The 13,692-nt window shown below is 66.3% G+C and carries 8 protein-coding genes; all 8 read right to left on the bottom strand.

Annotated elements, in window-relative coordinates:
- The gene (locus tag CLU90_RS25585; RefSeq protein WP_100429157.1) at positions 1-2,376 is read right to left on the bottom strand and encodes a bifunctional salicylyl-CoA 5-hydroxylase/oxidoreductase; all 2,376 of its coding nucleotides are present in this window, start codon (positions 2,374-2,376) and stop codon (positions 1-3) included.
- Positions 2,373-3,992, bottom strand: a complete 1,620-nt coding sequence (locus tag CLU90_RS25580; RefSeq protein WP_100429156.1) for an AMP-binding protein — start codon at positions 3,990-3,992, stop codon at positions 2,373-2,375. Before CLU90_RS25580 ends, CLU90_RS25585 begins: the two co-directional genes overlap by 4 nt.
- Before the next feature lie 93 nt (positions 3,993-4,085).
- Entirely contained in the window at positions 4,086-4,796 is a 711-nt protein-coding gene (locus tag CLU90_RS25575) for a response regulator (protein ID WP_100429155.1), read from the bottom strand.
- Between the two features lie 85 nt (positions 4,797-4,881).
- Positions 4,882-9,060: a hybrid sensor histidine kinase/response regulator gene (locus CLU90_RS25570; RefSeq protein WP_232731332.1), complete on the bottom strand. Its 4,179-nt coding sequence runs from the start codon at positions 9,058-9,060 to the stop codon at positions 4,882-4,884.
- 105 nt (positions 9,061-9,165) lie between these two features.
- On the bottom strand, positions 9,166-10,335 hold the full coding sequence (locus CLU90_RS25565) for a patatin-like phospholipase family protein (protein WP_092715093.1): 1,170 nt from the start codon (positions 10,333-10,335) through the stop codon (positions 9,166-9,168).
- Positions 10,336-10,542: 207 nt separating this feature from the next.
- Positions 10,543-12,318 carry a gamma-glutamyltransferase gene (ggt, locus tag CLU90_RS25560; protein ID WP_100429153.1) on the bottom strand — a complete coding sequence of 592 codons (1,776 nt, stop codon included), beginning with the start codon at positions 12,316-12,318 and terminating at the stop codon, positions 10,543-10,545.
- A 72-nt stretch (positions 12,319-12,390) separates the two neighbouring features.
- Positions 12,391-13,149 (bottom strand): 3-hydroxyacyl-CoA dehydrogenase, encoded by a 759-nt coding sequence (locus CLU90_RS25555; RefSeq protein WP_100429152.1) that lies wholly within the window; start codon positions 13,147-13,149, stop codon positions 12,391-12,393.
- 176 nt (positions 13,150-13,325) lie between these two features.
- The gene (locus CLU90_RS25550) at positions 13,326-13,667 is read right to left on the bottom strand and encodes an SMR family transporter (RefSeq protein WP_269800065.1); all 342 of its coding nucleotides are present in this window, start codon (positions 13,665-13,667) and stop codon (positions 13,326-13,328) included.
- Positions 13,668-13,692: the final 25 nt, after the last annotated feature.

The raw sequence follows: 13,692 nt of genomic DNA, 5'->3' as shown, positions 1-13,692 counted from the left end.
TCATCCTTCCAGCAGCCGCGCGGCCACCTGTTGCGGGGTGAGGCCCGTATTGGCGGCGGCCAGCTGGCGCTCGCGCTGCAGATTGCGCTCCAGCTGCTGCTGGCCCGGCCGGTACTGTTTCGGCCACGCCGCACCGGCGCCGCTGTAGCCGATGCGCGCCATTTCCGTCAGCGTCCAGGCCGGGTTGGCCAGGTGCGGGCGGCCCACGGCGCACAGGTCGGCGCGCCCGGCGGCGATGATGCTGTTGGCGTGGTCCGCTTCGAAGATGGAGCCGACTGCCATGCTGGCGATGCCCGCCTCGTTGCGCACGCGGTCGGCGAACGGCGCCTGGAACATGCGTCCGTACACGGGCTGCTCGAGTTTACTCACCTGGCCCGAGGAACAGTCGATCAGGTCGGCGCCGGCCTGCTTGAACAGGCGCGCGATGACGACTGCATCGTCGGGCGTGATGCCGCCTTCGACCCAGTCGTGGGCCGAGATGCGCACGCTCATCGGCTTGTCCTGCGGCCAGGCGGCGCGCATGGCGCGGAACACGCGCAGCGGATAGCGGCAGCGGTTTTCCAGGCTGCCGCCATATTCGTCCGTGCGGCGGTTGGTCAGCGGCGAGATAAAACTCGACAGCAGATAGCCATGCGCGCAATGCAGTTCCAGCCAGTCGAAACCGGCGACGGCCGCGGCCAGGGTGGCGCGCACGAAGTCCTGCTCGATGCGCGCCAGGTCGCTTTCCGTGGCCGCGCGCGCCGTTTGCGACACGCCGGCCAGGTACTGCTGTTCCGAGGCCGAGATCAAGGGCCAGTTGCCCTCGCTGAGCGGCTGGTCGATGCCGTCCCACATGGGTCGTGTCGAGCCTTTCGCGCCCGCGTGTCCCAGCTGCAGGGCGATCTTCGCATCGCTGTTCGCATGCACGAAATCGACGATGCGCCGCCAGGCCTGCGTGTGTGCTTCGCTGTACATGCCGGGACAGGCGGGCGTGATGCGCGCGTCCGCCGACACGCACGTCATCTCGGCAAACACGAGGCCCGCGCCGCCCATGGCGCGCGCGCCCAGGTGCATCAGATGGTAGTCGCCCGCCACGCCATCGACGGCGCTGTACTGCGCCATGGGCGAGACGGCGATGCGGTTTTTCAGCAGCACGCCGCGCAGCCGGAACGGCGTGAGCATGGGCGGCAATGGCTCTTGCGGCAACACCACGCCAGCCTGCTCGCCCGCGCGCCGCGCCAGCCACTGTTCATAGTCGGCCACATACGCAGGGTCGCGCAGGCGCAGGTTTTCATGCGAAATGCGCTGGCTGCGCGTGAGCATGGAATAGGCGAACTGCGGCGCTTCCATGGCGCTGTAGCGCTCGACGTTTTCAAACCACTCCATGGAATTGCGCGCCGCGCTCTGGATTTTCAGCACCTCGATGGCGCGCAGCTGCTGGTAGGCGGCCAGCGCAGCATCGCTATCTGCATGCTGGCCGAAGCAGCGCGCCAGCTCGATGGCGTCTTCCAGCGCCAGCTTGGTGCCCGAGCCGATCGAGTAATGGGCCGTGTGGGCCGCATCGCCCATCAGCACGACGGGCACGCCGTCCTGGTGATGCACCCATTGCCGGCAGACGATGCGGGGGAAGGTGATCCACTGCGCCGAGCCGCGCAAGTGCGGCGAATTGCTCAGCAAACCATGGCCGTCGAGTTCCTCGGCGAACAGGGCTTCGCAAAAGGCGATGCCCTCTTCCTGGCTCATGCTGTCCAGCCCCGCCGCGCGCCACACGTGTTCGGGCGTCTCGACGATGAAGGTGGAAGTGTCGCCATCGTATTGATAGATATGCGCCTGGAACCAGCCGTGCGGCGTCTGGCGGAAGGCAAACGTGAAGGCCTCGAATTTCTTGCGCGTGCCCAGCCAGACGAAGCGGCAATGGCGCTGGTCGACTTCGGGCTGGTAGCTGGCCGCATAGCGCGTGCGGATACGACTGTTCAAGCCGTCGCTGGCGATCACCAGGTCGGCGCCGTACTGCTTCGCGATGGCCTGGTCGTCCCGCACTTCCGTCTCGAACACCAGCTGCACGCCAAGTTCCTCGCAGCGCGCCTGCAGGATATTGAGCAGGCGCTTGCGGCCGATGCCGCAAAAGCCATGGCCGCCCGAGCGCACGGTCTCGCCCTTGAAGTGGATCTCGATATCGTCCCAGTGATTGAACGCCTGCAGGATGGCGCGCGCAGTCGGCTCGTCCGCGTTGGCCAGGTTGCCCAGGGTCTGGTCGGAAAACACGACGCCCCAGCCAAACGTGTCGTACGGGCGGTTGCGCTCGATGACGGTGATGCGGTGATCCGGATTCTGCTTTTTCATGAGCAGGCTGAAATACAGGCCGGCGGGACCGCCGCCGATGCAGACAATATTCATGGAGTGTCCGTGCGAAGTTTGAAGCGCTGCAGCTTGCCCGTTTCCGTGCGCGGCAGCGAAGGCAGGAAGCGGATGGCGCGCGGATATTTATACGGGGCGATCTGCTGGCGCACGAAGTCCTGCAATTCGGCCGCCAGCGCATCGCTGGCCTGGCGGCCGTCTTTCAGCACCACGTGCGCCTCGACGATCTGGCCACGCTCGGCATCGGCGCGCCCGACCACGCCGCATTCGGCCACGGCCGGGTGGCGCAGCAGCGCCTCTTCCACTTCCGGGCCGGCGATGTTGTAGCCGGCCGAGACGATCATGTCGTCGCTGCGCGAACGGTAATAGAAATAGCCGTCCGCATCCATCTCGAAGGTGTCGCCCGTCAGGTTCCAGCCATTCTGCACGTACTCGCGCTGGCGCGGGTCGGACAGGTAGCGGCAACCGGTGGGGCCTTTCACGGCCAGGCGGCCCGTCACGCCGGGCGGCTGCGGCACGCCCGCATCGTCGACGATGCACGCCTGGTAGCCGGGTATGGCCTTGCCGATGGCGCCGCGGCGGATGCCCTCGCCCGTGGCGGAAATGAAGATGTGCAGCATCTCGGTCGCGCCGATGCCGTCCGTCATGGCCAGCCCGGTGGCCGCCTGCCACGCGTCGCGCGTGGCCAGCGGCAGCGCTTCGCCGGCCGACACGGACAAGCGCAGGCTGCGCAAGTCGTGGCTGGCTGCCAGGGGTGCCATCTGGCGATAAAAGGTGGGCGCCGTGAAGCAGATCGTGGCTTGATAGGCACCGATGGCGCGCAGCAGGCCGTCGGGCGTGAGCTTTTCCAGCAGCACGGTGGCCGCGCCAAAGCGCAGGGGGAACAGCAGCAGGCCGCCCAGGCCGAAGGTAAACGCCAGCGGGGGCGTGCCGATGAAGATATCGTCGGCGCGCACCTGCAGCATGGAGCGGGGAAAGCAGTCGCAGATGGCCAGCATATCGCGGTGCATGTGCATGGTGCCTTTGGGCACGCCCGTCGTGCCCGAGGTAAAGCTGATCAGGCAGACATCGTCGGCCGCCGTGTCGTGCGCGGCAAACGGCGCAGCGTGGGCCGCCATGCGCCGTTCCAGCTCCCCGTCATCGGCGCCAAAGCACAGCATGGCCGGCAGGGATGGCACCGCGTCGAGCTCCGCGCGCAAGCCCTGCGCGCACAACACGGCGTTCACTTGCGCCTTGGCGAGGATGGTGGACAGTTCGCGCGCGCGCAGCAGCGGCATGGTGGGCACGGCGATGCAGCCGGCTTTCAGCACGGCGAGCAGGCAGGCCGCCATCATCGGGGTATTCGCGCCGCGCAGCAGCACGCGGTTGCCGGGGATCAGGCGCAGGTCGCTGCGCAGCACGTGGGCGATGCGGTCGACTTGCCGCGCCAGGTCGGCGTAGCTCCAGCGCTGGCCGTCGGCCAGGATGGCGGTGCGCCCGCCGCCGCCATTGGCCACGGCCGCATCGAGCAGCGCGGCGACGCAATTGAGGCGCGCAGGATATTGCAGCTCGGGCTGATCAAGGCACAGCTGCGGCCAGAGTGCGCGCGGCGGCAAATGCGTGCGCGCAAAGTCGTCCTGGGGAGATGCGGTGGTAGGCGAAGGGTCGCTGCTCATGCTCATCCTGGCGGGTAGCGGGCGCGTGCACAAGGCCCGGAAGCAGATACTTTAAACCTAAAGTATTTTTCCGGCAAGCGAAAAACAGCAGATTCAGTCGTCTCTGTCCTGTTGCTGCAGCAAGCGCGCCTGCTGTGCCACGCTGCGCGCCAGCGCCGCCAGGGCCGTTTGCATCTGCTCGCCGTCGAGCACCGCCGACTGCAGCAGCGCGCTCATGCCCGCTTCCGCGCCGTGCAAGCCCAGGGTGCGGCAGCCGAGGTGCAGCCGTTCCAGCTGCTGGCGTGCCTGGGCCGGTTCGCCGCGCGCCAGCAAGTCGTCGACCTGGTCGCTGGCGGCGCCGATCTGTCCCTGGAAACCCGTCAGATACGCCAGCAGGCGTTCGCTGTCGATGCCCAGCCGCTGCAAGGTGTCGCGCGGCACCTCGGCCGGCAAGGCGGAAACGTCAAAGCAGGCGTCGATATGCTGGCGCACCTGTTCCGGCTGGAAGGGTTTCATGATGTAGCCGGCGGCGCCGGCCTGCACGGCGTCGCGCACCGTGTCCTGGTCATTGGCCGACGAGACGAGTACGAGCGGCATGGCGTCGAGCGCGCTGTCAGAGCGGATCTTCTGCAGCAGCTCCATGCCGGACAGGCGCGGCATGCGCAAGTCGCAAAAGCACAGCGAGGGACGCAAGCCGCCTTCGAGCTGTTCCCACGCGGCCGCGCCATCCTCGGCTTCCACGATATCGTGCACGCCGCAGCTGTCGATCAGGTGCATCAGCACCATGCGCGACACGACATCATCGTCAACCACCAGTACTTTCATTGCTTTCTCCATTGCCGGCGGCGTCAGGGCCCTGGCCGTATTCTACCCAGTTTCGCGGCGCGCCACACAGCCGGAATTGCTTATTTTACATTTCCTGGCCCGAAACGGCTATTTGCGCCAACAGTGCGCGCAATTGCGGCAAATGCAGGGCCACCTGCGTCCAGCGCCCGCCATCCGCCGCCTCTTCCATTTCCGTGCACAGCATGTGCAGCTGCGTTTCATCGAGATAGGCGGCGCTGCCCTTCAAGCCGTGCAGCAGGCGCCCGGCGTTATCGCGGTCCTGCGCCGCCAGGGCGTCGTCGAGTTCGCGCAAACGCCCTTCCAGGTCGGAGACGAAGGCGACGCGGATGCGCCGCTGCAGCTCGCCGCTGCGGATGGATTGGGACGGCGTGAAGGCGGGACCTGCCGGCGCAAGGCCGAACAGGGCGTCGAGTTCAGCCTGCCCGCGAGGAGCGCCGCGTGGCTCGTTCGGCGGCATGCGCGGCAACAGGAAACCGCGCTGCAGCTGGCGCTCGATGGCGCGCGCCAGCAAGCCATGCAGCGCCGTCTCGTCCACCGGCTTGCTGAGGAAATCGTCCATGCCGACGCCCAGGTAGCGGCTGCGGTCCTCTTCGCTGGCGTTCGCCGTCAGGGCGACGATCATCAATTCCTTGTCGCGCACGGGCTGGTCCGGCCAGCCGCCCACGCGGATCAATCGCGTCGCCGTGGCGCCATCCATCTCCGGCATGCGCCCGTCCATCAGGATCAGGTCATAGCGCGTATGCACGCAGGCGGCCACGGCCAGCATGCCATTGGCGACCACGTCGACCCGATGCCCCAGCTCTTCGAGCATGACGCGGATGATGATCTGGTTGGTGGGGAAGTCTTCCGCGCACAGCACGCGCAGCTGGTGGCTGTGCGGCGCCAGCGCCACCTGCGGCACCAGCGGCGGCGCCACGCCGTCGGCCAGCGGCAAGGTGAAAGCAAACGTGCTGCCCTGCCCCGGCGTGCTGGTCACTTCGATCTCGCCATCCATCAGTTCGACCAGCTGGCGGCAGATGGCCAGGCCCAGCCCCGTGCCGCCGTAGCGCCGCGTGGTGCTGGCGTCGGCCTGTTCGAATTTCTGGAACAGGCGCGCCATCGCTTCCGCATCGATGCCGATGCCGCTGTCACTGACACTGAAGCGGATCAGGTTGACCTTGCGCCCGCCCCTGCCGCTGGCCACGCCGGCCCGCTCGACGCAAACGCTCACGCCGCCGCGCTGGGTGAACTTGAAGGCATTGCCGACGAGGTTGACCAGCACCTGGCGCAAGCGGGTCGGGTCGCCCACCACGAATGGGGGCAGGTCGGGCGCGAAATCGATGGAAAAGCCGATGCTGCGCGCGGCCGCCTGTTCCTCGAACAGGGCCACGACCGTCTCGATGGCCGCGCCGAGCGCGAAATCGATGTTTTCAATACTCAGCTTGCCCGCTTCGATCTTGGAAAAGTCGAGCAAGTCATTGATGATCACCAGCAGCGACTGGGCATTGGCCTGGCCGCGCAGGATCTGCTCGCGCGTGGCGTCGTGCAGCTGCTCGTCGCGCAGGGCAAAGCCCAGCATGCCGATCACGCCAGCGAGCGGCGTGCGCATCTCGTGGCTCATATTGGCCAAAAATTCCGACTTCTGGCGCGTCGCATCCTCGGCCTTGCGTTTGGCCTGGCGCAGGCTTTCCTCGTTTTTCGTCAGGCTGCTGTTTACTTGCGCCAGCTTTTCCGACTGGGCCAGCACTTCGATTTCCTTGCTCTGCAGCTCCGCCGTGCGTTCGCCGACCAGTTTTTCCAATTCGTTCTGCTGGCGCCGCAACGCGCGCACGCGCTGGCGGTAGGCGCCATACACGGCGCCCAGCAGCAACGCCGCCATCAGGGTGCGGAACCACCAGGTTTTCCAGAACGGCGGCAAGATCGTGATGGCCAGGGTGGCGCCGCTCTCGTTCCACACGCCGTCCTTGTTGGCCGCCTTGACGCGAAACACATAGTTGCCCGCATCGAGGTTGGTGTAGGTGGCAAAGCGCCGCCCCGCATCCGTCATGACCCAGTCCTGGTCGAAGCCTTCGAGCCGGTAGGCGAACATATTGCGCTGGGGCGCGGCGAAATGCAGGGCCGCGAATTCCAGCGAAAAGACGCTTTCGCGGCTGGTCAGCACCAGCTTGCGCGTGTGGTCGATGGCCGTCTTGAGCACGTGCGCGAACTCGCCGCGGCCGATGCCCACCGGCTTGTTGAAGATCTGCAGCTCCGTGACGGCCACCAGCGGCGGCACGCGGTTGTCGTGGATATCCTGCGGCACGAACGCCGTCATGCCGTTGAAGCCGCCGAAATACATGGTGCCGTCCGATGCGCGCAGGGCCGCGCCATCGAAGTACGAGCCTTCCACCGTGCCGTCGGCGCTGTCGTAGTTGCGAAACAGGCCGCTGCGCATGTCGAGCCGCGTGATGCCGCTATTCGTGCTCAGCCACAGCTGCTCGTTGTCGTCGCCGAGGATGCTGGCGACGGCGTCGTCGGCCATGCCATCCTTGCGCAGGAAACGCCGGAAGCGGATCTCGCCTTTCGCGTCGACGTCCATGCGGTTCAAGCCATTGGCCGTGCCCACCCACAGCACGCCGCGCTTGTCCTCGTGCAGGAAATGCACCTCGTCGTGACTGAGGCTCTGCGGGTTTTGCGGGTCGTGGCGGAAATGCCGGAAGCGGCCGCTGGCGCGGTCCAGCAAGTCCAGGCCGTGGAAGGAACCTATCCACAGCTGTCCCTTGCCGTCTTCCAGCACGGGCCGCACCATGTTGTCGGACAGGCTGTTCGGGTCGGCCGGATCGTGGCGGTAGGTGATAAACCGCTTGCTGGCCGGCTCGAAGCGGTGCACGCCGCCCCGCGTCGAGACCCACAGCATGCCGCTGCGGTCGCTGACGATATTGCGGATGGTGTCGCTATTCGGGTCGCCGGCGGCAAAGCGCATGGTGAAGAAGCGTTCCAGGGCCGGATCGAAGCGGTGCAAGCCCGTCGAGCCGCCCACCCACAGCACGCCGTCCGGCGCCTTGTACAGGGTCGTGACTTGCTCGTCGCGCGACATGCCGGGCGCGCTGCGCAAGTCGAACAGGCGCGAGCTGCCGTCGCGCGTGTCGTACAGTTTCAGGCCGCCCTTGGTGGCCAGCCACAGCTTGCCATTGCCCGCGTCGGCCACGGCGCGCACTTTCTTGTCGGCCAGCGCGCCCACGTCGCCGGGCGCGCGCGCCATGCGCGAAAAGCCGCCGCTGCCCAGGTCGACCCGGCTCACGCCGTTGTACCAGGAGCCGACCCAGAAGGTGCCGGCGCGGTCGCGGTACAAGGACGACAGCTGGTTGTCGGCGACGCTGAACTTGTCGCCCGTCTGGTGGCGGTATTGCAGGAAGGTGCCGCTTTCGGGCAGCCAGCGGAACAGGCCATCGGCATTGCTGCCCAGCCAGACGGTGGCGTCGACATCCTGGTACAGGCTGGCCACGCGGATGGCGGAAAAACCATGTTTCTCGCCGAAGCGCACTCTCGATTGCGGCGGCTGGCCGGCGGCGCCCAGGCGCCAGCGCTCGGCCCCGGCCATGGTGCCGATCCACAGGTTCTGCTGGCGGTCGATCAGCAGCGACTGGATCACGTTGTACTTCGAACCGGGCGCCGCATCGACGGCGAAATGCTCGAAGCGCTCGCTGCCCGGCGCCAGCATGTCCAGGCCCGTTACCGTGCCTATCCACAAACGCTGTTGCGCGTCCAGCGCCAGCGCCTTGATTTCATTGTCGCCCAGGCTGTGCGGGTTGCCTTCTTCATGGTGCCAGGTGCGGAAGTGGCCCGTGGCGGGGTCGAAATGCTGCAAGCCGTCCGAGGTGGCGATCCAGAAGCCGCGCGCGCCATCGTCGAGAATGGCGTGGATATGCCGGTTGCCGTTGCCGCGCTTGCTCTTTTCGGCGGGGCCGTAATGGATGAAGGTCTGGCTGGCGGCGTCGAAACGGTCCAGGCCATTGTCCGTGCCCACCCACAGCTGGCCCTGGCCATCGACGTGCAGTTCGCCCACCCAGTTGTCGGCCAGGCTGGTCTTGTCACCTTCGATATTCTTGTAGACGACCATGCGGTAGCCGTCGTAGCGGCTCAGGCCAGACTGGCTGCCGAACCACATATAGCCTTGCCGGTCCTGGGCGATGGCCAGCACCGATTCCTGCGCCAGGCCCTGGTCGACGCTGAGCTGGTCGAAACGCAGGGTGGGCGCAGGCCCCGCCACGGCCGAGCCACCCACCAGCAGAATTAATAGTAAGGCAACATCGCAAACACGTCGAAATACCCGCACAATCGTCCTGTCAAAAAAAACGCGAAAAACCCGCACGCCGCTCCAAGGGCCGTCTCAGGAACCAAAGAACGCCAGTACATCGTCCTTGCGGGCTTGCGTATCGCGCTGTCCAAGACGGATCAGCTCGTTAGTATACGTCGATTCGAACAATAAATACGATGCCAGCGCCGCACCGCGCGCTTCGGCCGCGCCGATGCCCGACAACATGGTGCGGATGGGACGCGGCAAACTGCCGATATGCCGGCTGGCGATGGCGTCGAGCCGCTCGGACGGCGCGATGACCAGCAATTCCACCGGTTTCAGCGCCGTCTTGCCCAGCAACTCGGGCGGCAGCATCGACAGGGTCAGGTTGATGCGGTTCAGGCGTTCGATGTCGACGGCCAGGCCGTCGAGGAAGATCGACGACAGCGCGTGGCCGGCGATCTGCGCCAGGCTCGGGTAGCGCGCCGCTTCGGACGCGGCCGGCGCCGGCTCCGTCATGCGCCCCGCCCCCACCACCAGCACCTTGTTCGCGCCCAGGTGGATGGCCGGCGAGATCGGCGCCAGCTGGCGCATGGAACCGTCGCCGCAGTACTCGCGCTGGCCGCCCACGTACAGGGGCACGGCGGGGAAGATGAAGGGGATGGCGGCCGAGGCCAGCAAGTGCTCCACGCCGATCTGATCCGGCAGCGCCAGGCGCTGCGTGCGCACCCAAGGCGCGATGTCCTCGGCCGTCTGGTAAAACGTCATGTGGCGGCTGCCCGAATACGACGACGCCGTCACGGCCAGCGCATGCAGCAGGCCATCGGCCAGGGCCGCGTCCAGGCGCGGCAAGTCGAGCATGCGGTGCAGCAGGCTGACCAGCGGGGTATTGTCGAGCAGGGAACTGGGCGGCGACGCATGCCACTGGCGCAGCAGCCAGCCGAACGACAGCAGGGACAGCCAGCGCGCGCCCGAACGGATCACGCCCAGCGAATCGGCGCGGTACACTTGCTCGACTTCGATGTGCTGCCAGACATCGAGCAGCTTTTGCACGCCTTCGCCGAAGTTATCGGCCCGGCAGGCCAGCGCCGTGGCGTTGATGGCACCGGCCGAGGTGCCGCAGATGATGTCGAACGGGTTGCGCGCCGGCGCCCAGCCCGCTTCCCACAGAATCGCCGAAATCGCCTGCAGCACACCCACCTGATAGGCGGCACGGGCGCCTCCTCCCGTGAGTATCAAGCCTGTTTTATTTTGCATTCCCATGCCGGCAGATTAGCAGGGTCTGGATGCTTTGTGGAAAAGTTTGGAAGGTAGACGCCAGTTCCTGCAGGTATATTGTTGGCAGCACGGCGCCGGACAAAACCGTAGCGAGCGGAAGGGAGAGGCGGCTAAGAAGCGCAACCGTACTCTAGTACGGTGAGCATCGCAGGCCGCCTATACCGACGCGCAGTAGGTTTGGTCCGGTGCCCCCTAATCGCCCCGAACCATGCCTTCACGCCGTGGATCCGCCCCCCCAAACCAGAAATCCTTGCCATGCGCATTCAGGCGCATGATGCCCTGCAAGCCCGAGTTCTGCTCGATCACGCGCACCTCGTGGCCCATCGCCTGCAGCGCCTCGACTTGCGCTGCCGGCGCGCGGCCCTTTTCCAGTTCCGTCGGGCCGTTGCGGCTGCCGAAGTTCGGCAGGCTGATGGCCTGCTGCACGTTCAAGCCCCAGTCCATGGTGCCGACCAGGACCTTGGCCACATAATTGATGATGGACGAGCCGCCGGGCGAACCCGTGGCCAGCACCAGCTTGTGCGTGCCCTTCTCGAACACGAGGGTGGGCGACATGGCGCTGCGCGGCCGCTTGCCCGCTTCGACGCGGTTGGCGATCGGGCCATCCGCATCGCGCGAATCGAACGAGAAATCCGTCAGCTGGTTATTGAGCAAAAAGCCGTCGACCATCTGGCGCGAACCGAACGCGTCTTCCACGCTGGTAGTCATCGACAGACCGCCGCCAAAAGCGTCGACGGCCACCAGGTGCGACGTCGACGGGCGCTGCAAGGCGTTGTCCATGCCCCACGCCACCTGCATGCCGGGCGGCGTGCCGGGCAAGGCCCGGCCCATGGATTTGTCGCCGATCAGGGAAGCGCGCTGCGCCAGGTAGGTTTTGTCGAGCATCGAGGCGACGCCATTGCCCGGCAGCGGCACGAAGTCCGTATCGGCCACGTAGCGGTTGCGGTCCGCGTAGGCCAGGCGCCCCGCTTCCGAGAACAGGTGGATCGCTTGCGCATCGAGCACGCCGTCGACGGGCGCATACGGGCGGATGTCCTTCACTTCCAGGATACCCAGCATCTGCGCGATGGCGATGCCGCCCGACGATGGCGGCGGCATGCCGCACACGGTCCAGGCCTTGTAATCGCTGCAGACGGGCTCGCGCACCTTGGCCCGGTAGCCGGCGATGTCGGCCGCCGTCAGCTTGCCGGGATTGGTCGGGTGCGACGCCACCTTGGCGGCGATGTCGCGCGCGATGCGGCCGTTATAAAAGGCGTCGGCGCCGCCGCGGGCGATCTCGCGCAGGGTGCGCGCCAGTTCCGGATTCTTCAGCACGTGGCCGACGGGCCAGGCCTTGCCCTCTTTGTCATAGAAATACGCGGCGGCGACAGGATCGCGCTTCAGGGCCTGGTCCCAGTTCAGCAGGCCGTTGAGGCGCTGGCTGACGGGAAAGCCGCCGTGCGCCAGCTTGATGGCGGGGCCGAACAGCGTCGCCCACGGCAGCTTGCCGTGTTCCTTGTGCGCCAGTTCCAGCATCCGCAGCACGCCCGGCGCGCCCACGGATCGCCCGCCCACCACGCCCGTGGCGCGCGAGACGGGTGTGCCGTCCGCATTCTGGAACAGGTGTTCATCGGCGGCGGCCGGCGCCGTTTCGCGCCCGTCGAACGCCTGCACGCCCTTGGCCGTGGAATACAGCAAAAAGGCGCCGCCGCCGATGCCCGACGATTGCGGCTCGACCAGGGTCAGCACCAGTTGCGTGGCGATGGCCGCGTCGATGGCGCTGCCGCCCTTTTTCAGCATCTGGTAGCCCGCATCGGCGGCCAGCGGATTGGCGGCGGCCACCATGAATTTCTGCGCCGCCCAGCCCGATTTTTCCGCATACGCGGTGGCGATTTCCGGCGCCTTCTGCGGCGCCTCGGCAAATACGGGACTGGCAGCGAGTGCTCCCAGCAAGGTCAGGCTCAGCGCCAGCGGCTTCAATGTGATCATGCTTACTCCGGTAAAGATACCCGGGTATGCTACCTCAAATGCCGGCCACGGCGCTGCACCCTGGCCGAGGGCTTACTTCGGCTGCATGCGGATGGCGCCGTCGAGACGAATCGTTTCGCCATTGAGCATGACGTTTTCCACGATGGCTTTCACCAGCTGCGCGTATTCGCCGGGCTTGCCCAGGCGCGATGGGAACGGCACCATCTTGCCCAGCGCATCCTGCACTTCGGCCGGCATGCCCAGCAGCATCGGCGTTTCGAAAATACCGGGCGCCACCGTCATCACGCGGATGCCGTTGCGCGACAGGTCGCGCGCCATCGGCAGGGTCAGTCCCACCACGGCCGCCTTCGACGACGCGTAGGCAGCCTGGCCGATCTGGCCATCGTAGGCCGCCACGGAAGCCGTGTTGATGATGATGCCGCGCTCGCCTTCGGCAGTCGCATCCTGCTTGGCCATGGCGTCGGCCGCCAGGCGGCACATATTGAAGGTGCCCACCAGGTTGATGTTGACGACTTTCTGGAACAGGGCCAGCGGATGCGGGCCATCCTTGCCCACGGTTTTCACGGCCGGCGCCACGCCGGCGCAGTTGACCAGGCCGCGCAAGGTGCCGAGTTTGGCCGCTGCCGCCACCACGGCCATGCCGTCTTCTTCCGACGTCACGTCGCATTGCACGAACACGCCGTTCAGTTCCGCGGCCAGCGCCTGGCCCGCCTCCGTCTGCACGTCGGCCAGCACGACCTTGCCGCCAGCGGCCGTCAGCATGCGCGCCGTGGCCGCGCCCAGTCCCGATGCGCCGCCCGTGATGATGAATACATTGTCCTGAATCTGCATGAAATCTCCTGAGTATCCTGAGTAATAAGGGCCACGTTCCCGGCGCCTGATGGTTGCATGGCACATGATGCCATTATTACGTTTACGTAAACGTAATGTCGGCGACAATTGTAGCCATTTTTTGCGCGACGCAGCGAAAAGTTAAGGACGAACGGAGCAGGTCGGCGCTGGAGCGCTCAGCGGGACAGAACGAAAGCGCCCGCAGTGATCAGCAGAATGCCAAACAATTTCGGCATGGTGAGCGCTTCCTGCAGCACGCTGCAGCCGATCAAGGTCACCAGCGCCATCGTGATGGCCGTCATGACGGGATAGGCCAGGCTGATTTGCAGCTTTTCCAGCGCCACCGCATAACAGATGAAACCCAGGGCATAGGCCCCCCCTGCGCTGCCCAGCCACAGCAGGCGGGCGACACTCAGGCCGCTGCCATACTGGCTGGACATTTTGATCAGCAAGGTGGCGGCCGCGCTGGCCACTGAGGCAAGCGCGCACCATAGGAAGCCTGAAGAAGCGGAAGTCATCATCGGTAGCGGTTCGGGTACGGTT

It is taken from the genome of Janthinobacterium sp. 67, assembly GCF_002797895.1.
Taxonomy (GTDB): domain Bacteria; phylum Pseudomonadota; class Gammaproteobacteria; order Burkholderiales; family Burkholderiaceae_D; genus Janthinobacterium.
The sequence above is the reverse complement of the archived record's forward strand: the minus strand, read 5'-3'. Positions and strand labels throughout refer to the sequence as shown.

Excerpts from the sequence above, each read along its gene's own strand:
- CLU90_RS25585 (WP_100429157.1), bottom strand. The coding sequence starts at position 2,376 with ATGAATATTGTCTGCATCGGCGGCGGTCCCGCCGGCCTGTATTTCAGC.
- CLU90_RS25580 (WP_100429156.1), bottom strand. The coding sequence starts at position 3,992 with ATGAGCAGCGACCCTTCGCCTACCACCGCATCTCCCCAGGACGACTTT.
- CLU90_RS25575 (WP_100429155.1), bottom strand. The coding sequence starts at position 4,796 with ATGAAAGTACTGGTGGTTGACGATGATGTCGTGTCGCGCATGGTGCTG.
- CLU90_RS25565 (WP_092715093.1), bottom strand. The coding sequence starts at position 10,335 with ATGGGAATGCAAAATAAAACAGGCTTGATACTCACGGGAGGAGGCGCC.
- ggt (WP_100429153.1), bottom strand. The coding sequence starts at position 12,318 with ATGATCACATTGAAGCCGCTGGCGCTGAGCCTGACCTTGCTGGGAGCA.
- CLU90_RS25555 (WP_100429152.1), bottom strand. The coding sequence starts at position 13,149 with ATGCAGATTCAGGACAATGTATTCATCATCACGGGCGGCGCATCGGGA.
- CLU90_RS25550 (WP_269800065.1), bottom strand. The coding sequence starts at position 13,667 with ATGACTTCCGCTTCTTCAGGCTTCCTATGGTGCGCGCTTGCCTCAGTG.